This window comes from Bacillus sp. Root920, from assembly GCF_001429445.1.
Lineage (GTDB): Bacteria > Bacillota > Bacilli > Bacillales > Bacillaceae > Bacillus > Bacillus safensis.
In genome coordinates this window covers 156,594-179,434 of sequence record NZ_LMJV01000009.1, presented here as the reverse complement: position 1 = coordinate 179,434, position 22,841 = coordinate 156,594, and the positions used below count along the sequence as shown (strand labels likewise).

At 40.6% G+C, this 22,841-nt stretch carries 23 protein-coding genes, 1 tRNA gene, 1 pseudogene and 1 riboswitch; of the genes and pseudogenes, 22 read left to right on the top strand and 3 right to left on the bottom strand.

Features of this window, described 5'->3' with window-relative positions:
* The first annotated feature begins 17 nt into the window (after positions 1–17).
* The 3 genes from trxA to ASE42_RS16025 all read left to right on the top strand — a co-directional run bounded on the left by trxA (position 18) and on the right by ASE42_RS16025 (position 3,851).
* The gene (gene trxA / locus ASE42_RS16035; RefSeq protein WP_007501629.1) at positions 18–332 is read left to right on the top strand and encodes a thioredoxin; all 315 of its coding nucleotides are present in this window, start codon (positions 18–20) and stop codon (positions 330–332) included.
* A 139-nt stretch (positions 333–471) separates the two neighbouring features.
* Positions 472–2,244, top strand: a complete 1,773-nt coding sequence (gene uvrC, locus ASE42_RS16030) for an excinuclease ABC subunit UvrC (RefSeq protein WP_024423216.1) — start codon at positions 472–474, stop codon at positions 2,242–2,244.
* A 61-nt stretch (positions 2,245–2,305) separates the two neighbouring features.
* A riboswitch (Lysine riboswitch) is annotated at positions 2,306–2,483 on the top strand.
* A gap of 132 nt (positions 2,484–2,615) precedes the next feature.
* Entirely contained in the window at positions 2,616–3,851 is a 1,236-nt protein-coding gene (locus tag ASE42_RS16025) for an aspartate kinase (protein ID WP_044335318.1), read from the top strand.
* A 154-nt stretch (positions 3,852–4,005) separates the two neighbouring features.
* Here the strand turns inward: ASE42_RS16025 and ASE42_RS16020 are convergent, their stop codons facing one another.
* Positions 4,006–4,449 (bottom strand): YslB family protein, encoded by a 444-nt coding sequence (locus ASE42_RS16020; protein WP_024423214.1) that lies wholly within the window; start codon positions 4,447–4,449, stop codon positions 4,006–4,008.
* 283 nt (positions 4,450–4,732) lie between these two features.
* Between ASE42_RS16020 and ASE42_RS16015 the strand changes: the two genes are divergently transcribed.
* The 5 genes from ASE42_RS16015 (at position 4,733) to ASE42_RS15995 (ending at position 9,285) form a co-directional block, all read left to right on the top strand.
* On the top strand, positions 4,733–5,341 hold the full coding sequence (locus ASE42_RS16015; RefSeq protein ID WP_024423213.1) for a succinate dehydrogenase cytochrome b558 subunit: 609 nt from the start codon (positions 4,733–4,735) through the stop codon (positions 5,339–5,341).
* A gap of 37 nt (positions 5,342–5,378) precedes the next feature.
* Entirely contained in the window at positions 5,379–7,139 is a 1,761-nt protein-coding gene (gene sdhA / locus ASE42_RS16010; protein WP_034279746.1) for a succinate dehydrogenase flavoprotein subunit, read from the top strand.
* 1 nt (position 7,140) lies between these two features.
* Positions 7,141–7,905, top strand: a complete 765-nt coding sequence (gene sdhB, locus ASE42_RS16005) for a succinate dehydrogenase iron-sulfur subunit (protein ID WP_046311996.1) — start codon at positions 7,141–7,143, stop codon at positions 7,903–7,905.
* A 121-nt stretch (positions 7,906–8,026) separates the two neighbouring features.
* Positions 8,027–8,488 (top strand): acyl-CoA thioesterase, encoded by a 462-nt coding sequence (locus ASE42_RS16000; RefSeq protein ID WP_056768074.1) that lies wholly within the window; start codon positions 8,027–8,029, stop codon positions 8,486–8,488.
* Between the two features lie 77 nt (positions 8,489–8,565).
* Positions 8,566–9,285: a biotin--[acetyl-CoA-carboxylase] ligase gene (locus tag ASE42_RS15995; RefSeq protein ID WP_056768071.1), complete on the top strand. Its 720-nt coding sequence runs from the start codon at positions 8,566–8,568 to the stop codon at positions 9,283–9,285.
* Positions 9,286–9,312: 27 nt separating this feature from the next.
* Here ASE42_RS15995 and ASE42_RS15990 read toward each other — a convergent pair whose 3' ends face one another.
* Positions 9,313–10,443, bottom strand: a complete 1,131-nt coding sequence (locus ASE42_RS15990) for a 2-methylaconitate cis-trans isomerase PrpF family protein (protein ID WP_024427166.1) — start codon at positions 10,441–10,443, stop codon at positions 9,313–9,315.
* A 135-nt stretch (positions 10,444–10,578) separates the two neighbouring features.
* Between ASE42_RS15990 and ASE42_RS15985 the strand changes: the two genes are divergently transcribed.
* From ASE42_RS15985 to ASE42_RS15940, 10 genes are all read left to right on the top strand, one after another.
* Positions 10,579–11,439, top strand: coding sequence for a LysR family transcriptional regulator (locus ASE42_RS15985; protein ID WP_024423208.1), 861 nt, complete (start codon positions 10,579–10,581; stop codon positions 11,437–11,439).
* 153 nt (positions 11,440–11,592) lie between these two features.
* Positions 11,593–12,909, top strand: coding sequence for a CitMHS family transporter (locus tag ASE42_RS15980; RefSeq protein ID WP_025092462.1), 1,317 nt, complete (start codon positions 11,593–11,595; stop codon positions 12,907–12,909).
* A 205-nt stretch (positions 12,910–13,114) separates the two neighbouring features.
* Positions 13,115–13,339 carry a spore germination transcription factor GerE gene (gene gerE / locus ASE42_RS15975; RefSeq protein WP_003184172.1) on the top strand — a complete coding sequence of 75 codons (225 nt, stop codon included), beginning with the start codon at positions 13,115–13,117 and terminating at the stop codon, positions 13,337–13,339.
* 149 nt (positions 13,340–13,488) lie between these two features.
* Positions 13,489–13,929: a MarR family winged helix-turn-helix transcriptional regulator gene (locus tag ASE42_RS15970; RefSeq protein WP_024423206.1), complete on the top strand. Its 441-nt coding sequence runs from the start codon at positions 13,489–13,491 to the stop codon at positions 13,927–13,929.
* Positions 13,930–13,936: 7 nt separating this feature from the next.
* On the top strand, positions 13,937–14,755 hold the full coding sequence (gene racE, locus ASE42_RS15965) for a glutamate racemase (RefSeq protein WP_369810464.1): 819 nt from the start codon (positions 13,937–13,939) through the stop codon (positions 14,753–14,755).
* Between the two features lie 101 nt (positions 14,756–14,856).
* Positions 14,857–15,918, top strand: a complete 1,062-nt coding sequence (locus tag ASE42_RS15960; protein WP_024423204.1) for a GerMN domain-containing protein — start codon at positions 14,857–14,859, stop codon at positions 15,916–15,918.
* Between the two features lie 151 nt (positions 15,919–16,069).
* Entirely contained in the window at positions 16,070–16,798 is a 729-nt protein-coding gene (gene rph / locus ASE42_RS15955; RefSeq protein ID WP_024427165.1) for a ribonuclease PH, read from the top strand.
* A 10-nt stretch (positions 16,799–16,808) separates the two neighbouring features.
* Positions 16,809–17,411, top strand: coding sequence for an XTP/dITP diphosphatase (locus tag ASE42_RS15950; protein WP_162860205.1), 603 nt, complete (start codon positions 16,809–16,811; stop codon positions 17,409–17,411).
* Between the two features lie 14 nt (positions 17,412–17,425).
* Entirely contained in the window at positions 17,426–17,950 is a 525-nt protein-coding gene (locus ASE42_RS15945; protein ID WP_056768068.1) for a YfcE family phosphodiesterase, read from the top strand.
* A gap of 120 nt (positions 17,951–18,070) precedes the next feature.
* Positions 18,071–18,144, top strand: a tRNA-Arg gene (locus tag ASE42_RS15940).
* A gap of 447 nt (positions 18,145–18,591) precedes the next feature.
* Here ASE42_RS15940 and ASE42_RS15935 read toward each other — a convergent pair.
* Complete coding sequence (locus ASE42_RS15935; protein ID WP_024423200.1) at positions 18,592–19,572, bottom strand: SDR family oxidoreductase; 981 nt, start codon at positions 19,570–19,572, stop codon at positions 18,592–18,594.
* 179 nt (positions 19,573–19,751) lie between these two features.
* Here ASE42_RS15935 and ASE42_RS18845 point away from each other — a divergent pair.
* From ASE42_RS18845 to ASE42_RS15920, 4 genes and pseudogenes are all read left to right on the top strand, one after another.
* Positions 19,752–20,268 (top strand): annotated as a pseudogene (locus ASE42_RS18845) (tyrosine-type recombinase/integrase).
* A 261-nt stretch (positions 20,269–20,529) separates the two neighbouring features.
* Positions 20,530–21,381, top strand: a complete 852-nt coding sequence (locus tag ASE42_RS15930) for a DUF2971 domain-containing protein (protein ID WP_056768065.1) — start codon at positions 20,530–20,532, stop codon at positions 21,379–21,381.
* Positions 21,382–21,582: 201 nt separating this feature from the next.
* Positions 21,583–22,182, top strand: coding sequence for a hypothetical protein (locus ASE42_RS15925; RefSeq protein ID WP_056768062.1), 600 nt, complete (start codon positions 21,583–21,585; stop codon positions 22,180–22,182).
* 67 nt (positions 22,183–22,249) lie between these two features.
* Positions 22,250–22,813: a hypothetical protein gene (locus ASE42_RS15920; protein ID WP_056768059.1), complete on the top strand. Its 564-nt coding sequence runs from the start codon at positions 22,250–22,252 to the stop codon at positions 22,811–22,813.
* Positions 22,814–22,841: the final 28 nt, after the last annotated feature.

Sequence of the window (22,841 nt, the reverse complement as noted above, 5' to 3'; positions counted from 1 at the left end):
CATTGGAGGAATGAATAATGGCAATCGTAAAAGCTACTGACGCAACATTTTCACAAGAAACTGCAGAAGGTGTTGTTCTTGCAGACTTTTGGGCACCATGGTGTGGACCTTGTAAAATGATTGCTCCAGTTCTTGAAGAACTTGATCAAGAAATGGGCGACAAAATGAAAATCGTAAAAATTGATGTAGACGATAACCAAGAAACTGCTGGTAAATACGGCGTTATGAGTATCCCAACACTTCTTGTTTTAAAAGACGGTGAAGTTGTAGAAACTTCTGTTGGTTTCAAACCAAAAGAAGCCCTTGCTGAACTTGTCAACAAACATCTATAAACCGATCTATGTCCAAGCGGCATAATCATTGAAGCGGTTCTCGTAAAGACGAGGGCCGCTTTTCTTTCAACATGGTATAAAACAAATGTTCGTGATACACTAGAAGGAGTGAAAGAGGAAAACAAGGACGGATGAAAATATGAACAAATTAATCAAAGAAAAGCTGTCAGTCCTGCCGGATCAACCAGGCTGTTACTTAATGAAAGATAGACAAAATACGATCATTTATGTAGGAAAAGCAAAGGTTTTAAAAAACAGGGTGCGCTCTTATTTCACTGGATCACATGACGCCAAAACGCAGCGGCTTGTCAGTGAAATTGAAGACTTTGAATACATTGTCACCTCTTCTAATATTGAGGCGCTTATTTTAGAGCTGAATTTAATCAAAAAATATGACCCAAAATACAATGTCATGCTCAAGGATGACAAGACGTATCCTTTTATAAAAATTACGAATGAACGCCATCCTAAGCTGATCGTCACCCGCAATGTAAAAAAGGACAAAGGAAAATATTTCGGTCCATACCCAAACGTACAAGCAGCTCGAGAAACAAAAAAGCTGCTCGACCGCTTATATCCACTGAGAAAATGCGCTACCCTTCCTGACCGCGTCTGTCTTTATTATCATCTTGGACAATGTCTTGCGCCATGTGTGTATGACATTTCCGAGGAAACGAATAAGCAGCTCGTGGACGAAATCACAAGGTTTCTAAACGGAGGACATCAGCAAATCAAAAAAGAACTCACCGAAAAGATGCAGGAAGCCGCTGAAAATTTAGAGTTTGAACGGGCAAAAGAACTGAGAGACCAAATCGCATATATCGACTCAACGATGGAAAAACAGAAAATGACGATGAGTGATTTATCAGATCGAGATGTCTTTGCCTATGCCTATGATAAAGGCTGGATGTGTGTCCAAGTCTTCTTTATCAGACAGGGGAAATTGATTGAACGTGATGTGAGCCTTTTTCCAATGTATCAGGACCCTGAGGAGGAATTCCTCACGTTTATGGGGCAATTTTATGAAAAGAACAACCATTTTCTGCCGAAGGAAATTCTGGTGCCGGACAGTGTTGATCAAGAGATGATTGAGCAATTACTTGAGACGAACGTTCACCAGCCGAAAAAAGGAAAGAAAAAGGATCTGCTTTTACTTGCGCATCAAAATGCCAAAATCGCCTTAAAAGAAAAATTTTCGCTCATTGAGCGTGATGAAGAGCGGACAATTGGTGCGGTGAAGCAGCTCGGGGATGCGCTTAATATTTATATGCCATACAGAATCGAGGCATTTGATAACTCCAATATTCAAGGAGCAGACCCGGTTTCTGCCATGGTCGTCTTTCAGGACGGGAAACCCTATAAAAAGGAATACCGAAAATACAAAATAAAAACCGTCTCAGGGCCAGATGATTATGCATCCATGCGTGAAGTCATTAGAAGACGATATACCCGTGTGTTAAAGGATGAACTGCCGCTGCCAGATTTAATTTTAATTGACGGAGGAAAAGGACAGATCAACGCAGCCATCGATGTGCTTGAAAATGAATTGAATCTGTCTGTCCCAGTCGCAGGTCTTGTAAAAGATGAAAAACACCGGACTTCAAATCTCATGATGGGAGATACACTTGAAATTGTTGCGCTGGAGAGAAATAGTCAGGCCTTTTACTTATTGCAGCGCATCCAAGATGAAGTGCACCGGTTCGCCATCAGCTTTCACCGGCAGCTGCGCGGAAAAAATGCATTCCAGTCTATTTTAGACGATGTACCAGGTATCGGAGAGAAGCGTAAAAAGCAGCTCCTCAAACATTTTGGCTCTGTGAAAAAGATGAAAGAAGCCTCTATCCAAGACTTTCAGGAGGCCGGTATTCCGAAACAGACGGCTGAACTTTTAATGGAAGCATTAAAAAAATAGATTGTACTTTTACCAAAAGTCTGTTAAGATGTGACTAATTTAATAAATGAACGTGTTGTTTGTTGAAGATAGAGGTGCGAACTTCAAGAGTAAGCCTTCGGAGATCGATGGGATCTAAGAAGAGGGCTGAAAGGGGAGCGTCGCCGAAGTGAATAAAATCCACTCATTTTATTTGCTGGCTGTACATTGAAGAAATGTAGGGCTGTCAAGAATTCATTTCTTGGAGGGCTATCTCATTGTTTGCATCGTTTAATGATGATTTTAAAGCAATGGGAGATTTGTTCTCTCATTGCTTTTTTATTTGCAGTGAGCGGACAGTCTCCAAGCTGCCTCTTCTCTCACACGTGAACTTTTGAAAAAGGGTGGTAGACATGGGACTAATTGTACAAAAATTTGGCGGAACTTCCGTTGGGTCGACAGAAAAAATTCGTAATGCCGCAGAGAGAGTGATCGCTGAACGCGAGGCAGGACATGATGTGGTTGTGGTTGTATCAGCGATGGGCAAATCAACGGATGTTCTAGTAGACCTAGCGAAAGAACTCACAGACGATCCAAGCAAAAGAGAAATGGATATGCTGCTCGCAACGGGTGAGCAGGTGACCATTTCATTATTAGCGATGGCGCTCCAAAGAAGAGGCTATGATGCCATTTCCTTTACAGGCTGGCAGGCTGGTATGAAAACAGAGCATGTACACGGAAATGCAAGAATCGTGGACATTGATGAATCAAGAATAAAAGAGGAATTAAGTGCGGGGAAAGTCGTTGTTGTGGCAGGCTTCCAAGGAATTGCAGATGACTTACATATCACAACTCTTGGCCGCGGCGGATCAGATACAACAGCTGTGGCACTGGCTGCCGCACTAAAAGCTGATAAATGTGATATATACACAGACGTACCAGGAGTGTTTACGACAGATCCGCGTTATGTATCATCTGCGCGTAAACTTGCAGGCATTTCATACGATGAGATGCTTGAGCTGGCTAATCTAGGAGCTGGGGTTCTGCATCCAAGAGCTGTTGAATTTGCGAAAAATTATCAAGTCCCGCTAGAAGTCCGTTCTAGTATTGAAAATGAATCGGGTACGTTAATTGAGGAGGAATCATCCATGGAACAAAACTTAGTTGTCAGAGGCATTGCATTTGAAGATCAGATTACACGTGTGACAGTGTGCGGGCTTTCAAGCGGTTTAACAACATTATCGACCATTTTTACGACGCTTGCGAAACAGAATATCAATGTCGATATCATCATTCAGTCTGCCACAAGCACCAATCAGACGTCGATCTCTTTCTCTGTCAAAACGGATGATTTGTCCAAAACAGTTGAAGTATTAGAAGAATATAAAGGGGCGCTTGGCTACGAACAGATTGAGACAGAAAGCAAATTAGCGAAAGTATCCATCGTGGGATCTGGAATGGTCTCAAATCCAGGGGTAGCTGCTGAAATGTTTGCTGTGTTAGCGCAAAAAGATATTCAAGTGAAAATGGTCAGTACGTCTGAAATCAAAGTCTCAACGGTCGTTGGCCGTGATGATATGGTCAAAGCGGTTGAAGCGCTGCATGACGCGTTTGATTTATCAAAGGTGAGCGCCGCTGCTCACTCTTAAAAAGGTAAAGAGGTGATCTCACGAAAGAGGGTCGCCTCTTTTTTCTATATGGAAACGGCTGAAACGGGCGTAAACCCATTCATTAAGTATGCTATGATAGATGTAGACATATAAAAAAGGCGTGACCTGAAGTCCGCGCCTTTTATCAAGAGTATTAGCTAGGGTCTCTTAAATCCCATTTAACGGTTAAAATGACTTTCTCAGCACGCTTTTTCACTTGTTCGTAGGATTCAGCCACGTGCTCATTCAGAAGCTGAATTTGTTCAGCAATAAAACCCGCTTCCATCTGAAAGCATGGCTCCTTTTGATAGGTGAGTCGATTTGATACTAGTGGACCTTCGAGCTCAAACTCAATTTCCTGTTTTTTCGAATGGACCATCGTGAGAGTCCCCCATCCGGCATCATGGAAAAATTCGGGGATCTTTTCCCATGACTCTTGAGGAAATTTACGAGCAAGCAGTTTACCCGCAAAATACATCATAGATGAATGGTCCTGACCAAGAATATCAGGCAGCAGAACTTCGCGTATCAGCTCGTAGGCAAATCCATTGACTTCAATTTCTTTTAGCTGTTCTAAGTTAGATTCGAATTTATTCATTGTACGGCTCCCCTCTTTCAACAATTTATTATAGCTTATGTGGGCATATGATGACAGAGTTTTCCCTGAAGTCTAAGAAATTCTTATTGTAGTAAAACGAATTTTGATTTAAAACTTTTAAATTTCGGAAAATTTTAATTTATGTACGCGGTTTCTTGACGCTTTTTTGACATAGGAGTAAAATGAAATTGTCAATAAATTTGAATAAAGTGCTTACAATTGAAAGAAGCGGGGGTAAGACAATTTTCAAGCAATTGCACTTTTTTTACTAGGGGGTAAAGTAATGTCGGGGAACAAAGAATTTTTTTATCGGAGATTGCATTCTTTGCTTGGCGTCATTCCGGTCGGTCTATTTTTAATACAGCACTTAGTGGTTAACCACTTTGCGACAAATGGACCAGAGGCGTTTAACAAAGCTGCACACTTTATGGAACAGCTTCCTTTCAGATATGCACTTGAGCTGTTCGTGATTTTCTTACCACTGATCTATCATGCTGTTTATGGGGTGTACATAGCCTTTACGGCACAAAACAACACGTCTCGCTTCAGTTACTTAAGAAACTGGCTGTTCAGATTGCAAAGGATTTCAGGTATTATCACATTGATTTTTGTCTCTTGGCACGTATGGGAAACACGAATTCAAGCTCAGCTTGGAGCTGAAGTCAACTATGACATGATGGCGAATATTTTAAGCTCTCCATTTATGCTAGGCTTCTATATTGTCGGCGTTTTATCTACTATTTTCCACTTTGCTAATGGCTTGTGGTCATTTGCTGTCAGCTGGGGAATTACCGTTTCACCACGCTCACAACGAATCTCCACATATGTGACATTAGGTATATTTATAGCGCTTTCATATGTAGGGCTAAGAGCAATTTTCGCTTTTGTTTAAGAGGAAATAGATTAGTAGAAGAGGGAGAGGGGCTACAATGAGTAATTCTAGCATCATCGTTGTCGGAGGCGGCTTAGCTGGTCTCATGGCAACTATTAAAGCAGCAGAAGCGGGAACAGCTGTTCAACTATTTTCAATCGTACCTGTGAAACGTTCGCATTCTGTATGTGCACAGGGCGGAATCAACGGAGCGGTCAATACAAAAGGTGAAGGGGATTCACCTTATGAGCATTTTGATGACACAGTATACGGCGGAGATTTCTTAGCCAACCAGCCGCCAGTAAAGGCAATGTGTGAAGCAGCACCGTCCATTATCCACTTACTTGATCGTATGGGTGTTATGTTTAATAGAACACCAGAGGGATTATTGGACTTCCGCCGCTTCGGGGGAACACAGCACCACCGTACAGCGTTTGCTGGAGCTACAACAGGCCAGCAACTATTATACGCACTGGATGAGCAGGTTCGCCGCTATGAAGTAGCAGGACTTGTCACGAAATATGAAGGCTGGGAATTCCTTGGCGCTGTTTTAGATGACGAGGAAGTATGCCGCGGGATTGTCGCGCAGAACTTGACGACAATGGAAATTGAATCCTTCCGATCAGATGCAGTCATCATGGCAACAGGCGGTCCTGGAATCGTGTTCGGTAAATCAACAAACTCCATGATTAACACTGGATCTGCAGCATCTATCGTCTATCAGCAAGGTGCACATTATGCAAATGGAGAATTCATTCAAATTCACCCAACAGCGATCCCAGGAGATGACAAGCTTCGTCTTATGAGTGAATCGGCTCGTGGTGAAGGCGGACGTGTTTGGACATATAAAGACGGGAAGCCTTGGTACTTCCTTGAAGAAAAATACCCAGCATACGGGAACCTTGTACCACGTGACATCGCAACGCGTGAAATCTTTGACGTATGTGTCGAGCAAAAGCTTGGCATCAACGGAGAGAACATGGTATATCTGGATCTTTCTCACAAAGATCCAAAAGAGCTTGATATTAAGCTTGGCGGAATCATTGAAATCTATGAAAAATTCATGGGTGACGACCCGCGTAAGCTGCCGATGAAAATCTTCCCAGCTGTTCATTACTCTATGGGCGGATTATGGGTCGATTATGATCAAATGACGAATATCAAAGGTCTATTCGCTGCCGGAGAATGTGATTACTCGATGCACGGCGGAAACAGACTTGGTGCAAACTCACTTCTTTCTGCGATTTACGGCGGAATGGTCGCTGGACCAAATGCGGTGAAGTACATTAGCGGTCTAGAAAAATCTGCGGAAGACCTTTCTTCTGCACTATTTGACAGCGCCGTGAAGAAAGAGCAGGAGAAATGGGACAACATCCTCAGCATGGACGGAACAGAAAATGCGTACGTGCTTCATAAAGAGCTTGGTGAATGGATGACGGATAACGTTACAGTGGTTCGTTACAATGACAAACTCTTAAAAACAGATCAGAAGATCGAAGAACTAATGGAGCGCTACAAGAAGATCAACATCAATGATACCGCATCATGGAGCAACCAAGGCGCTGCCTTCACGCGTCAGCTTGACAACATGCTACAACTGGCAAGAGTCATTACGATCGGGGCATATAACCGGAATGAAAGCCGAGGCGCACACTATAAACCGGAATTCCCAGAAAGAAACGATGAAGAATTCCTTAAAACAACGATGGCTACGTTCAAAGGGAAAAATCAAAAGCCTGCATTCCACTATGAGGACGTCGATGTATCGTTAATTGCACCTCGTAAACGAGATTACTCGAAGAAAAAGGTGGAGAAATAAGATGAGTGAAAAAAACACAATTCAATTCATTATCACACGTCAAGATACTGCAGATGGAAAGCCTTATGATGAGGAATTCGAAATCCCTTACCGCCCAAATATGAACGTCATTTCCGCACTCATGGAAATTAGACGTAATCCGGTCAATAAACAAGGTGAAAAAACAACGGCGATCAACTGGGACATGAACTGTCTTGAAGAGGTGTGCGGAGCTTGTTCTATGGTCATTAATGGAAAACCACGCCAGTCATGTACAGCCTTGATTGACCAGTTAGATCAGCCGATCCGTCTTCAGCCGATGAAGACATTCCCGGTCGTGAGAGACTTGCAGGTTGATAGAAGCCGCATGTTCAACTCCTTGAAAAAAGTAAAAGCATGGGTGCCGATCGATGGCACATATGATCTTGGACCTGGACCAAGAATGCCTGAGAAAAAACGTCAATGGGCGTATGAACTTTCTAAATGTATGACATGTGGTGTCTGCCTTGAAGCTTGTCCAAACGTAAATGATAAGTCTTCCTTTATGGGCCCTGCTCCGCTTTCGCAAGTTCGTCTATTTAACGCACATCCGACAGGTGCGATGAATAAGTCTGACCGTCTAGAAGAAATTATGGGAGACGGCGGTCTTGCGAACTGCGGGAACTCTCAAAACTGTGTGCAGGCTTGTCCGAAAGGAATCCCGCTGACAACGTCAATTGCAGCACTTAACCGAGATACAACATTACAAGCTTTCCGTAACTTCTTCGGAAGCGATCACGCAGAATAACATCACATTCAGTCCTCTTTGCCAATCATGATGAGTGTTTACAAGAGGCTGGATGGAACACAAAATAAACGCCTCTTCCAATATGGGAGGGGCGTTTATTGATGAATAAGGAGATGATGAAGTGAGACTTCCATCATATATTGAGGAACCATTTGAAGAATGGAGAGCATCCTTTCGATTTTATGTCGAAACGACTGTCCGTTTTTCAGAAACGGATATGTTCGGCCATATGAACAATGTCACCCCTTTTGTCTATTTTGAAGAAGCACGGATTGCCTTTTTTCAAAAAACAGGAATTGTGGATAAACGAATGAAACGTGTGAGAGAGACGATTACAGTCGTGGCAAATCTGCAATGTGATTACATCAAACAGGTGGAGATTGGGGAGCGGCTTCGTGTGTATGTAAAGCCGGAAAAAGTCGGATCAAGCTCACTTATCCTTCATTATTTAGGAGAAAACGAGCAGCAGGAACCATGCTTTACAGGCTCAGTCACCATGGTGCAAATTAATAAAGAAACAGGCGCATCTGTCCCATTTACAGAGGAAGAAAAAGAGACATTTCAAGCTCAGCGAAATGGGTAGCATGCAGCCTCAGCAACGTGTAAGCTTCATTTTGTTATAATAAAAAGATCATATCAAGAAGAACAAAAGGAGAACACATGAAGATTTTTCAATATGACACCATTGATAGTACAAATAATGAAGCGAAAAGGCTCATTCAGCAAGGAGAAAAACCTTCATTTGCTGTCTATGCACATCAGCAGACAGAAGGAAGAGGCAGGCTAGGCAGGCCGTGGGAAACGCCTGCAGGGAATGTCGCTTTGACCATGACGGTTTTGCCGCCAGAAGAACTCTCCACCCAGTCAACGATTGCTCCGCTGACGGCACTAGCGATCTACGATGTACTCAAACCTCTCATAAGGGCTGAGGATCAGCTGGCGATCAAATGGCCAAATGATATTCTCATCAATGAAGCAAAGGTATCAGGCACATTGATTGAAGCGGACCGTACCGCCATTTATATCGGGGTTGGCATCAATGTGAAGACAAAGCCGGAGCATGTTCCGTACAAAACCATTTGCCTATCAGAGCTTACAGAGGTAAAAGCCGATCAGCTTGTGAAGGAACTTGCCGCCGCTTTTGAAAAATATCATACACGCTGGAAGAATGAAGGGTTTGAAGCACTCACTTCCCTCTATAACAAACGGTTATATCGTCTTCATAAACCGCTGCGGATCTCGTTAGACCGTGAAAAACAAACATGGGAAGAGGGCATTTGCTGCGGAGTCAACCGCTACGGTCATCTCCAGCTAAAAAATGAGAAAGGGCAAATAAAAGCTCATTCTGCCGGAGATATAGATGCACCGCTACAGCATTAAAAAAAGCAGACGAGAACATCGTCTGCTTTAAGCTTCTCTTTTAATATGAGGCTGAATCACATAGTCTTGTTTTGTGAAAACAACTCCGTCTAGAATTTCTCTTGCAGTTCGAATGACTTTGACTCTGTTTTGAGAGATGTCAATTTCCGTTTGCATAATCCCGGCAGGATGCCCAATACGAAGGGTGTCATCTTGACCTTGGAACAGCTGAGAAGGAAGCGTTTCATCCAAGAAACAGCTGGCCGTCACGCAGACAGAACCGGTAATGGCAAGTGCTTGGTGCGGTCGTTGCATCGATAGCATACGAACGATGATGTCCATATCTTCTGCTCGTCTCAAGATTCCATTTGTATCTACATAATCAGCAGGCTCGCTAATGAGCGCAAGCTTTGGAACAGCTGGAGACTGTAATGTGGCCATTTCTTTTGGTGCAAAGTGACACATTTCAGCAGCGAGGGAACGAATTTCTTCTAAATCATCCAGTAATTCGTCTGTAAACTCTTCAGGTAATTCAGTTCCTTTTAATTGAATATCTTTCGCACGAATAAAGGCAATTGGATTTGCAATGTCAACGATCGAGATTGGAATCTCACCAAACTTTGTTTGAATCGTATCAATTTTGTTTCCAGTCGGATAGGTTTTACCTGTGACAGCTCCTTCAGGTTTCTCAAAGGATAAATAAATGGGAGAACCAGTTCCTTTTACGCCTGGAATTTCTGCCTGTCCTTCAAATTTTACTTCCCCATTTTCAACTTCGACCTCTGCCGTAATGACTTTATTTGTATTGGTATTGAGGATACGTACAGTCGTAATGGGCTCAACTGCTTGAACAAGTCCTTTAATGATCGCATATGGTCCAACGGCTGATGAGATGTTCCCGCAGTTTCCTTTAAAGTCGACATATCTCTCATTAATACTGACCTGTGCAAATGTATAGTTCACATCCACATCCGGGCGTGTGGCTTTATCGATAATGGCCACTTTACTTGTTAAAGAATTACCGCCGCCGATCCCATCGACCTGCAGCCGGTCAGGACTGCCCATAATGTCTAATAGAAATGCCTCGAGCTCATCGTGTTCATATGGTGCATTGTCAGCGTGAATGAATACTCCTTTGCTTGTACCGCCTCGCATGATTGTGATTGGAACTTTTCTCATGACTCTCACCCTCAATTTTTAATTAACTGTTTATCTAAACAAAATGGTAAAGTATAATAAGAAATAAGTTAAATACATTATTTTAAGAGAAATCAATAAAAATATTTTATAATTAGTAAAAAAGGAGGGCATACAATGGATGAAAAAGATTGGCGGTTTTTAAAGGTACTTTATGAAGAAAAGAACATCACAAAAGCGGCAGAAAAATTATTTGTCTCTCAGCCTGCCTTAAGCTATCGATTGAAACAGCTTGAAGAGGAGTTTGATATGAAACTTTTCTTTAAAAGAAAACGAGGAATTGAATTTACATCAGAGGGCGAATACTTGGCTAAATACGCAAATGACATGCTCAAACAGCTGCAGCAAACGAAAGATGGCATGCTCAATATGCAAAAAAAGGTCAAAGGAACGATTCGGTTAGGGGTCTCAAGTAACTTTGCCCAGTATAAACTGCCAGAAATATTAAAAGAATTTTCTAAGCAGTATCCACATGTTCAATTTATGGTCAACACAGGCTGGAGCACAAAGGTAATGGATTTATTAGGAACATCAAGTGTGCATTTAGGGATTTTAAGAGGTGATTATGACTGGAATGGAGAGCGTTTTTTGCTCGATAAAGAGCGTCTTTGCATTATTTCAAAATCAGAAATTCAGCTAAAGGATCTCCCGAATCTGCCGCTCATTGACTATCATACAGACAGTTCATTAAAACGGCTGATTAACAGATGGTGGCAGGAAACATTCACAATGCCTCCGCTTGTCACGATGGAGACAGACCGTCAGGATACATCAAAAGAGATGGTGAAGCATGGTTTAGGCTATGCCATTGTCCCAGAAATTTGCCTCAGACCAAGTGATGAGTTATTTGTAAAAGGACTTTCGTATAAAGATGGACAGCCTGTTTTAAGAGATACATGGCTCATGTACCAGCCAGACTCACTTCATTTGTCTGTGGTGAAAGCGTTCATTGAGTTTTTAAGAAATCAGCAAGGTTGATTATAAAAGAAATTTATTGAATATACGAAAAAATCGATATTTTCATTATAAAAAAAGCTATTATATCCTTGAAATAGAAAGCGCTAACATATAGATCGCAAGTGCAAGGGGGCGCTTGCAGATCATGTAAAGAAGAGGATGGAGGGATATAAAGTGCTAGCTATTTTAGGGATCTTGATGGTCTTGACATTTACATTTCTCATTATGACAAAACGTATGCATCCGGTGGTGGCTCTAACCGTTGTACCTATCATATTTGCATTGATCGGCGGCTTTAACAAAGGATTAGGGGACATGATGCTTGATGGACTGAAAACTGTTGCACCATCAGCTGCTTTATTGTTATTTGCGATTTTATTCTTCGGTGTCATGCTGGATGCTGGATTGTTTGATCCTCTGATTAAACTCATTCTACGTATTGTAAAAGGTGATCCTGTCAAAATTGCTTTTGGGGTAGCGATTTTGTCTATGCTTGTTGCATTAGATGGTGATGGAACAACAACGTACATGATTACCGTATCAGCTATGCTGCCACTTTTCTTAAGAATTGGGATGAACCCATTAATTTTAGGAACAATTTCATTATTATCATTAGGAATTATGAGCGGAATGACGCCATGGGGCGGTCCAGCTACTCGTGCAATCGCGGCGCTTGGATTAGATGCAGGCGAATTTTTCATTCCATTACTCCCAACGATGGTTGGAGGCGGTCTTTTTATACTTTTTACTGCTTATGTACTTGGGAAAAAAGAAAGAAAACGGATTGGGATTGCAGAGATTCAGTACAAAGAAGAGCCGTCTATTTCTCCTGAATTGGCTGCGTCAATTGAAGATGGAGTAGCCGATATCAAGAGACCGAATCTGATTTGGATTAACTTCTTCTTAACAATTGCTGTCATGGTCACTCTCGTCATGGATATCATCCCAATTCCTGTACTCTTCTTAATTGGATTTGTCATCGCTCTGATGATCAACTATCCAAAGGTTGAAGATCAGCGCGAGCGAATTTTATCTCATGCAGGAAACGCATTAACGGTTATCACACTTGTATTTGCAGCAGGGATTTTCACAGGGATTTTTTCTGGAACAAAAATGGTTGAGTCCATTGCCAATTTGGTCATTTACATGATTCCGGATTCCTACAGCTCATTTTTCCCGCTGATTGTTGCTTTGACGAGTATGCCATTTACATTTGTGCTCTCAAACGATGCTTACTATTTTGGAGTTCTGCCAATCTTGGCTGAAGCCGGCGCAGCTTATGGGATTGATCCGGTGGAAATTGCACGTGCCTCTATCATAGGGCAGCCTGTTCACTTACTGAGTCCGCTTGTAGCTTCAACACTGCTGCTTGTCAGTATGCTGAACAAAGATATTGGTGATTTGCAAAAATATGCACTGCTATGGACCGTGTTAACTGCCCTTTTTACAACACTTATTGCATTGTTAACAGGCGCCATTTCAATCTTTTAAATACCACGCAAAAAAGGACGATGTCTCGGGGAGGAGACTCGTCCTTTTTTGCGTGGAAGAAAGCGCAGAAATTGGACGCTGATATGCGGGATTTCTTGATTTTAACGTCACCTACCTCAGGCACCCGGCATATGATATCTCGACTATACAGAATCCCATTCTATAGAGACTAGAGCTCTCACCTTAGCAAGGAGGGTTACAATACTTGAAGGAGAAAGAGTTTCAATCCAAGCCGCTATTAACCAAAAGAGAAAGAGAAGTATTCGAATTGCTCGTCCAAGATAAAACAACAAAAGAAATTGCAAGCGAGCTTTTTATTAGCGAAAAGACTGTTCGAAATCACATTTCGAATGCCATGCAAAAGCTAGGAGTCAAAGGCCGTTCACAGGCCGTAGTCGAGCTTCTGCGTATGGGTGAGCTAGAGCTCTAAAGTCAGCCGGTTTTCCTTCCATATTGGGGAGGAACCGGTTATTTCTATATGGTTTCCATGAGTCTCTTCTTGCATTTTCTTTAAAAAACGAGGAAAATAGACATATACGTTTTAATCAAAGTGAGATGCTATAGTGAGGTATCAATAAAATGGAAACGAATGAATCAGGCCATGTTGCAGAGATTGAAAAATCATTACGCCACATTGCCGCAATTATTAAGCAAAAAGGCAGAGAAATCCTCAATCAATATACGATTACACCTCCACAATTCATTGGGCTACAGTGGCTTTATGAATTCGGAGATATGACAATAGGTGAGCTGTCACAAAAGATGTACTTGGCTTGCAGCACAACCACTGATTTAATTGATAGAATGGAAAAAAGTGAACTTGTCGAACGGGTGAAAGATCCATCTGACCGCCGCGTGGTTCGCATTCATTTATTGCCTGAAGGCGAGCGGATCATTCAAGAAGTGATTGCTAAACGCCAAGAATACGTCAGTGAACTTCTAGGGGCTTTCTCAGAAGAAGAAGCCATCGTTTTCAACCAATCCTTAACGAAACTACAGCAGCAAATGAAAAGAAAATGAGGCGATTTTGTTGGATCAACCAATCGGCGTCATTGATTCCGGCGTCGGCGGTTTAACCGTTGCAAAGGAAATCATGAGACAACTGCCAAAAGAAAAAATCATTTATGTAGGCGATACAAAACGATGTCCATATGGCCCGCGGAAAGAAGAAGAAGTTCTTCAATATACGTGGGAAATGGCACACTACTTACTAAAACACCACCATATTAAAATGCTCGTCATTGCATGCAACACAGCAACGGCGATCGCACTGGATGAAATTAAAGCAACGCTTGATATTCCGGTTATTGGCGTCATTCAGCCTGGTGCCCGTACAGCGATCAAGGTGACAAACAACCAGCATATTGGCGTTATTGGCACTATCAATACGATCAAAAGCGAGGCATACAAAGAAGCGCTGCTGTCACTAAAAGCAGGTCTAACGGTTCAAAGTTTGGCGTGTCCGCTCCTTGTCCCATTTGTGGAAAGCGGTACGTTTTTAGATCAGACAGCAGAGGCAGTGGTCAAAGATTCCCTTGAACCGATGAAAGAAACAGGAATTGACACTCTTATTCTTGGCTGCACACACTATCCGATTTTAAAAGAGCCGATTCAGCGCTTTATGGGCAGTGATGTCAGCATTATTTCATCAGGAGATGAGACAGCGAGAGAAGCAAGTACGATTCTTTCATATAAAGGGCTGTTAAATACCTCTAAAGAAACGCCTGTCCATACATTTTACACAACAGGGCAGCAGCAAAATTTTCAAAACATCGCTCGTGACTGGTTTGGCTACCTGCCAGGGAAGGTCGAAACCGTGTCACTTGAACACATCTATCAGCAATAACCCGCTTCTATTTGAAGTGGGTTATTTTTTTATGAAAAGGGTCTAATCCTCTGGGGGAGCTCGTATACATAGTAGTACAAACTACTAGAGGAGGGTGAAGTATGCTGAAAAAAGGATCTACAGCAGCTGTTACGTGTATCGCGTCAGCCATGCTTTTGTCAGGATGCGGATTGTTTCAAACAGACCAAGCGAAAACAGAGATTGATCCACCACAAAACGTCACATATGTGAAAGAAAATAAAGAAGATAAACAAACAGCCAAAGAAGGAAAAGAAGAGAAGCAGGCAGATACGGTCATGAGAGAATTATATTTAATTGATAAAAACGGGTATGTCGTATCTCAATCCATTCCACTGCCGAAAAATGAAGGAAGTGCCAAACAAACCCTTGAATATCTCGTGGACGGGGGACCTATTTCTAACTTAATGCCGAATGGCTTCAGAGCAGTGCTGCCAGCGGATACGCGCGTATCTGTCGATATTAAAGACGGAACGGCGGTTGTCGATTTTTCAAATGAATTTAAAAACTATAAAAAAGAAGACGAGCAGCGCATTTTGCAATCTGTCACTTGGACGTTAACTCAGTTTGATTCCATAGCCAAAGTCAAATTGAAGATGAATGGACATGAACTAAAAGAAATGCCAGTGAACGGTACACCTATCTCAGATGATTTAAGCAGAGAAGACGGTATTAATATCCAGCACGAGGCTGCTGCTGATATGACAGCGACAAAGCCAGTGACGGTTTACTATTTAGCTGAATCTGATGAACAGACGTACTACGTTCCGGTGACCAAAAGAGCGCCAAAAGACGAGGATGATCCGATTACAGCAGCAATTGATGAGCTCGTCTCTGGACCAAGCAAAAAAAGCCATCTGCTTACAGACTTTGATCAAGATGTGAAGCTGAATGATGTACCAAAAGTAAAAGATGGCCATGTGACACTTGATTTCAACGAATCTATTTTTGGCAGTGCGGATGAAAAGAAAAAGGTTATTTCACAAAAAGTTCTTGATAGCATTGTGCTCACATTAACCGAGCTGCCGGACGTCAAAAGCGTATCTGTCAAGGTGAACGGCAAGGCTGAGCTTGTGAACGAAAAAGGAGCAGAGCTCACAAAGCCGGTTTCACGACCAGAACAAGTGAATACAGGTAGTTTTTAACGTCACACATTGATATAATGGAGAAAAAGAGGCATGCATATTCGCTGCCTCTTTTTTATTCCAAGCGATTAGAACGAGCAGAGGTTGTCAAAGTTAGTAGGAGAACCCCGCTGGCACTCGCGAGGAATGTATATCGTAACGGAGGTAAAACATGAGATTAGATGAAAGACAATATGACGAATTGAGAAAAATTGAAATAGAGGCAGGCTACATCACGCATCCAGAAGGCTCTGTCTTAATCTCAGCGGGAAATACGAAGGTGATTTGTAACGCATCGATCGAAGACCGCGTACCTCCTTTTTTAAGAGGAGAAGGAAAAGGCTGGATTACAGCAGAATATAGCATGCTTCCAAGAGCAACTGCACAAAGAACGATAAGAGAATCATCTAAAGGAAAAGTCACAGGACGTACGATGGAGATTCAGCGTTTAATTGGACGAGCACTCCGCGCAGTCGTTGACTTAGAAAAGCTTGGCGAACGCACGATTTGGATTGATTGTGATGTTATTCAAGCAGACGGCGGCACACGCACAGCATCCATCACAGGTGCTTTTGTTGCCATGACACTTGCGATTCAAAAGCTGCGAGCTGAAGGAGTCATCAAAGAAAACCCGATTACTGATTATTTAGCGGCGATATCCGTCGGAATTGATTCTCAGCAAGGTCTTCTGTTAGATTTAAACTATGAAGAAGATTCTTCTGCTGAAGTAGATATGAATGTCATCATGACAGGCGCTGGACGCTTTGTTGAACTTCAAGGAACAGGCGAAGAAGCGACATTCTCAAGAGAACAGCTAAACGGACTGCTTGATTTAGCCGAAAAGGGCATCAAAGAATTAATCGAAAAGCAAAAAGCAGTAACAGGAGAAGTCATCGAATAAAGAGAAGGGTTTGATCAGGATGAAAACAGCCATCATTGCAACGCACAATGCGGGCAAAGCGAAAGAATTCAAAGCCATTCTTGAGCCAAAAGGATTCACGGTCAAAACACTAGCAGACATTGGCTTTACTGAAGAAATTGAAGAAACAGGACAAACCTTCGAAGAAAATGCCATCATCAAAGCGGAGGCCATTCAAGCCAAAGCAGGTGAAATGGTCATTGCAGACGATTCCGGTCTGTCGATTGATTATCTGGGCGGAAAACCTGGCGTGTATTCAGCGAGATACGCAGGTGAGCATAAAGACGATGCGGAGAATGTGGAAAAAGTGCTGAGCGAACTTCAAGGCATTGAAAAAGAAGACCGCACAGCCAGATTCAGATGTGCCCTTGCTGTCAGCATACCGGGAAAAGAAACAAAGACGGTAGAAGGATCAGTAGAAGGCTTCATCGCAGAAAAACCAATCGGCGAAAATGGCTTCGGATACGACCCAATTTTCATCGTCAAAGACAAAGACCAGACGATGGCCGAATTATCACCAGAGGAGAAAAACAAGATCAGCCATCGAGCGGTCGCGCTTCAAAAGCTTTCATCACTGCTAGACGCAAATGAATAAGGGGGAATGAAGCCATGAAGATACTCATCATTAGTGACAGTCATGGACTCACAGACGAACTTCAAACCATTGCCAAACGGCATGCGGCTGAAGTTGACATGATGATTCACTGCGGAGATTCAGAACTCGAAACGAACCACCCAGCACTTGAAGGATACAAAGTCGTCAAAGGAAATTGTGACTTTATGGGCGATTTTGAAGAAGAGCTCCTGCTCCCACTTGATGGAGGCGGAAAACTATTTCTCACTCACGGACATCTGCATGGCATCAAACAATCCTTGCTTCAAGTCTACTACCGTGCAGAAGAGCTGGGCGCAGACATTATCTGCTTTGGCCACTCGCACATTCCAGGCAGTGAACTGCTAAGAGGAAAACTCCTCATTAACCCAGGCAGCGTGCACTTGCCAAGAGTGCGAAAAGAGCGCAGCTATGCTATACTGACACTAGATGGAAGCGAAGCAAACGTACAGTTTTTCACGGACGAAGGTCAGGCCATACAAGACCTCGAAAACACTGTCACATTGGAAGGTATTTCATAAGGGTGCAGCATTTGCCCCTTATGAAAAAACTTTCGAAAAACCGTTGACTTTAAAGAACAATAGTAATATAATAAATCTTGTCGCTGAGGTAATACACCAAAGCACAATACATAACAACATGTCCCAGTAGCTCAGCAGGATAGAGCAACGGCCTTCTAAGCCGTCGGTCGGGAGTTCGAATCTCTCCTGGGACGTACTAAATTAAAAGCCTGAAACCCTTTATTATCAAGGGTTTCAGGCTTTTTTGTTCTTTGGAACTTAAGTTCGTAACTCGCTCCAAAACAGGGTTTTGGGAGCGGATTTATTTTTAAATATTTCCGTGCCCTGTTTTTGTATCAAAGAAGCTATCAAAATGGGTGGCTGATTTCTGATCAGCTTCTTCGATGACATGGGCGTAAATTGGCATAGTTGTATCCATTTTTGTATGCCCTAACCGTTACTGAATAACTGCGATTTATTTAAATGATTGGATAATTCAGTTCATAATTTGGGTAGCAATAATAAGGCGGTCTACGCCCAATTTCAGACATTAGCCATGAATGCTCCATATAAACCATAGTAACTTTTTTCATTGAATGATTCACAAGTAATAACTCTACTTCTGGATTAAATTCATATCTCAATCCAATGACCTCCTTATATTAGGAATGTGTGGATTCCCCGCCGTCAACATGCAGCACTTGACCTGTAACAAAACGTGAATCATCAGAAGCTAGATAAACAAATGTTGGTGCAAGTTCAAATGGATGGGCAACTCGTTCCATTGGGTTAAACGCTCCATATACAGCCACTTGGTCTGACGAGAAGCTTGCTGCAATGAGTGGCGTCCAGATTCGACCTGGAGCAACAGCGTTTACACGTATTCCTTGTTTTACAACATTTTTAGCCAAAGCACGTGTCCAACCAACAATTGCACCTTTTGTGGCTGTATAATCAATCATTTGTTGCTCACCTACATACGTTACGACTGAAGAAGTACCGATAATAGAACTGCCTGGTTTTAAGTAAGGAAGCGCTGCTCTGGTTGTGTAAAAATGTGAGTATATGTTAACTTTAAAGGTGTCATCGAATTGTTCGTCTGTAATGTCAAGAAGGCTTTGTTGTTGAAATTGGATACCAACGTGGTTACATAGAACATCTAGACGTCCGAAGGTTTTTACTGTTTTCTCTACAATGGTGATACATTGCCTTTTATCTCGCAAGTCTCCTGGCATCAATAAGCAACGTTGCCCGAGTTCTTCGATTCTTGCTTTTGTTCTATTAGCATCTTCGTGTTCATCTAAGTATGCAATCGCAACGTCAGCACTTTCCTTTGCGAAGGCAATGGCTACGGCTGCACCAATACCACTATCCCCTCCTGTAATAAGAGCAACTTTTCCCGCTAACTTACCACTCCCTTTGTAATTTGTATTTTCAATAATTGGAAGTGGTACCATTAAACCTTCTACACCAGGATGACGAAGTTGACGTTGTTCAGGTAAATTAATTGGGATTTCTTCATAGCGTGTGATTTTTCCATAATTAGGGTACATGGGATAAGGTTGAGTTTTCATTTTCTCCAAAAACATCTGTTGCATTTGTTTTATTTGTTGCAACTTATGCTCATCAGATTCTTGTGCCATTTAATTCCCTCCAAACGTACTTATTCCCTTTTAATATCTATGTTGTTTACTGCTAATCCAAGTATTAATAATGGATAAACTTGTGAAGGAGTTATTTGAAGAGTTTCAGTAAACTTTCATGAGTAGGTTGGTATTTCTAGATATTTGAACGCGTTCGAAAACAAGTAATATAACGTATTATGTCAACTATCACACTCTTTTCCTTAATCCTAGATCACTACATTAAAAAATATCTTAAAGAGCGGAACAAAAGAAACTTGCTGCTTTTTGTGGCCGGGATCAATCTATTCAATTACGTGTCAAAGACGTTAAGAAACAATATGTTCTTTAAGGGAGAAGAAGACAGGCAAAGAAAAAAGAATCAAGATAAACAAGACACTTCGGAAAGCACTAGATCAATATATTAAAGATCGTGATGATCAAGAGTATGTATTTAGAAGCAGGGAGAGGCTAAACAAGCCTATCAGCCGCAGCAGTGCATACAACATTTTGAGAGAGGCAGCGGAGTATGTTGGGCTTGATAGCATAGGTACACATACATTAAGGAAAACATTTGGATACTGGCATTATAAGAAGTTCAAGGGTTTGGCTTTGCTGTAAGAAATATTCAACCACTCAAGACCAGATATTACATTGAGATATATCGGGATCACACAAGACACAATGGATAGAACAATGGACGACTTTTGCTTATAGGCTCATCTGTTTAAATGGCAGGTGGGTCTTTTTTTGCGCTCTTTTTCATCAACTAACCATAATGAGAAAATGTCCAACCCATTTTAAAGAATTGGCTGAAAAGCAAGAGGGACAAAGGATTCAACGATTCCCCTGAGTTAGACACAATAATAGATATGGTTAATTGGTGGTTTGTGTGAATAATTGTAAGAAATAAGATAATATTTTCTTTTAATAAAAAACACTTAGTGTCGATATAAAAATAAAAAGGGAATGAATATTATGGAAAGAACAAATAGATGGAACATAATTACTAAATACCTTGATTTACTTGAAGATTCCCCTATTTTATATCATTATACGAACGTTTATGGTTTAGAAGGTATAATGAAGCATAAGGAACTATGGGTATCCAATGCAGATTTTTTAAATGATAAAACGGAACGTAAGTATACAGAAAAAATCCTGTTTAATTTGATTGAGGAGAAATTAAAAGATAATAAAATGAAAGACTTGATAATGGATACTTTGACAATAGCTTTGGACATGACGGAATTTCCTACTTATGTTCTATCATTATCTATAAACAAAGATTCTAACTTATTATGGTCAAATTATTCACAAGATGATGGTTATAACATTTCATTTGATTTTGAAACACTTGAAGAAATAGGAGATTCTTTAAATTCAAGTGTTTTTAAATCAAAAGTTATATATGAAGAAGAAATACATTATGAAGCATTAAATGAATTAGCTGATTATTGCGTTGCGGCATTTAGTAAAAGTAAACCGAATTACGAAGAACTTGTAAGTGAAGTAAAAGTGGTACATACTTCTTTGCAATTACTTGCCTCCTTTTTTAAAAATTCGAGTTTTCAACAAGAGGAAGAGTATAGAATAGTGCTTATCCAAAATACTGAGAATGAACACGATTATGAATGCAGAGTCTCGAATGGAACCTTCATCCCTTATATAAAAATGAAATTTAATAAGAATAATGTCAAAGGAATAACTATAGGTCCGAAAAACAAAATGGATATATCAGAAGAAGGATTAAAGAGTTTTTTAACATTAAACAAATTTAATGTGGAGACTATAGAGATTAACCGATCCAAGATTCCATACAGGTATTAAAGAAATAGAAGGCCTTAATATTCTTTAGGCATTAAAATGGCACACTTTTGGCATAGCATTTTGTCTGAGAGCGGTTATGATTGTATTAGGTGATAAATTGAGAGCGGCTTCCATTGCAGAGGTCGTTTTTTTGTTCGACAAAATTTGCGAATAATAAAATTTTCACAAGACAGGTCGATATATCATCTGAGGTGATCATATATGACTAGGAAACTTGGAGAATCTAAAGATGTTACAAAATATTTAAAAGGTCGCTATAAAAAAAAGTACAAAAAAATATTAAAAACAACTTTGGACGAAGATGTTAAATTACAAAAAGACATTATCTTAGATCATGATAAAGATGAATTAAACAGGATGTTAAAAAGAATTGAAGCTTCTATAGAAGTAGAGAAAGACACTCAATCTTTATACAGTCAGCCTTTTTCAATAATACTTGTTATGGTAACTGTTATGATGTCAGCATCAATGGCAATGGTATCAAGTTTTATGTCACTTATGAATAATATCTTTGGTAAATATTTAGACAGTCAAGATATTAAAAAGATTAATTTTAACGAGTTGTTTAACTCTCTATCTAGTTTTAAACCTGTAATTCAATATGTGTTAATAAGTGCTGCTGTGCCTTTTTTGGTTCTGATGGTTTTTTGGACTTGTATTTATATAAAACGGCATAAATCCATTGGAAGGTTATATGCGACCTTGGTTTTATTGGAAGAGTGTATAGTAGATTATGATAAAGTAGTACAACAGCAAATTAATAGTAAATTAATTCAAGAAACAAAAACTAAAATCACATAAGTATTTCTTTCGAATGAAAGAGATGAAATATATTTTATCTTATTTGAGAGTAGATGGAGGGCATAAAATGAATGAAATCATAACTGCTGCAATTATTGCCGGTGTTGTTTCTATAGTGACAGGTATTATAACAATAATAATTCAAAATAAACATGCAAGAAGGACTTCTATAGTCGATACTATAAGTCGTCAACGAATTGATTGGGTTAACAAGATGAGGGATAATTTTGTAGAAATTAATGATTTGATTTTTACATATTCTTTAAAAAGGAGTTCATATCTTAGAGATAAAGATGGTTGGGATGGAGAATACGATTTCGTAAAGAATCTCACAACAATAAGGAAATTAAAAATTGATATTGATCTACTACTCAATCCAACAGAAGAATATGCGAATGAACTTAGTGTCAAACTTAATTCTTTGCTGCAAATATTTCCAAAATCGGAGCTTGATAAAGATGAAGCAGGGCTTTATCAAAGAGAAATTAAAAAACTTCAGCAAGTGATAATAAAATCTGAATGGAGCCGAACTAAGAAAGAAATACAACAAGGAAAGGTTTTGACTGATAAAGAGGTTAAAAAAATATATACAGAAAAAGCTAAGAAATTAAATATGGAATTAACCAGATAATAAACTTATAGAGTAAAAATCTTTCTTT

Coding starts and splice junctions, on each gene's coding strand:
- ASE42_RS15925 (WP_056768062.1), top strand. CDS start 21,583: ATGACTAGGAAACTTGGAGAATCTAAAGATGTTACAAAATATTTAAAA.
- sdhA (WP_034279746.1), top strand. CDS start 5,379: ATGAGTAATTCTAGCATCATCGTTGTCGGAGGCGGCTTAGCTGGTCTC.
- trxA (WP_007501629.1), top strand. CDS start 18: ATGGCAATCGTAAAAGCTACTGACGCAACATTTTCACAAGAAACTGCA.
- ASE42_RS15995 (WP_056768071.1), top strand. CDS start 8,566: ATGAAGATTTTTCAATATGACACCATTGATAGTACAAATAATGAAGCG.
- ASE42_RS15945 (WP_056768068.1), top strand. CDS start 17,426: ATGAAGATACTCATCATTAGTGACAGTCATGGACTCACAGACGAACTT.
- ASE42_RS15970 (WP_024423206.1), top strand. CDS start 13,489: ATGGAAACGAATGAATCAGGCCATGTTGCAGAGATTGAAAAATCATTA.
- ASE42_RS16015 (WP_024423213.1), top strand. CDS start 4,733: ATGTCGGGGAACAAAGAATTTTTTTATCGGAGATTGCATTCTTTGCTT.
- ASE42_RS15985 (WP_024423208.1), top strand. CDS start 10,579: ATGGATGAAAAAGATTGGCGGTTTTTAAAGGTACTTTATGAAGAAAAG.
- ASE42_RS15920 (WP_056768059.1), top strand. CDS start 22,250: ATGAATGAAATCATAACTGCTGCAATTATTGCCGGTGTTGTTTCTATA.
- ASE42_RS15990 (WP_024427166.1), bottom strand. CDS start 10,443: ATGAGAAAAGTTCCAATCACAATCATGCGAGGCGGTACAAGCAAAGGA.
- sdhB (WP_046311996.1), top strand. CDS start 7,141: ATGAGTGAAAAAAACACAATTCAATTCATTATCACACGTCAAGATACT.
- ASE42_RS15930 (WP_056768065.1), top strand. CDS start 20,530: ATGGAAAGAACAAATAGATGGAACATAATTACTAAATACCTTGATTTA.
- ASE42_RS15935 (WP_024423200.1), bottom strand. CDS start 19,572: ATGGCACAAGAATCTGATGAGCATAAGTTGCAACAAATAAAACAAATG.
- ASE42_RS15960 (WP_024423204.1), top strand. CDS start 14,857: ATGCTGAAAAAAGGATCTACAGCAGCTGTTACGTGTATCGCGTCAGCC.
- ASE42_RS16020 (WP_024423214.1), bottom strand. CDS start 4,449: ATGAATAAATTCGAATCTAACTTAGAACAGCTAAAAGAAATTGAAGTC.
- ASE42_RS16025 (WP_044335318.1), top strand. CDS start 2,616: ATGGGACTAATTGTACAAAAATTTGGCGGAACTTCCGTTGGGTCGACA.
- uvrC (WP_024423216.1), top strand. CDS start 472: ATGAACAAATTAATCAAAGAAAAGCTGTCAGTCCTGCCGGATCAACCA.
- rph (WP_024427165.1), top strand. CDS start 16,070: ATGAGATTAGATGAAAGACAATATGACGAATTGAGAAAAATTGAAATA.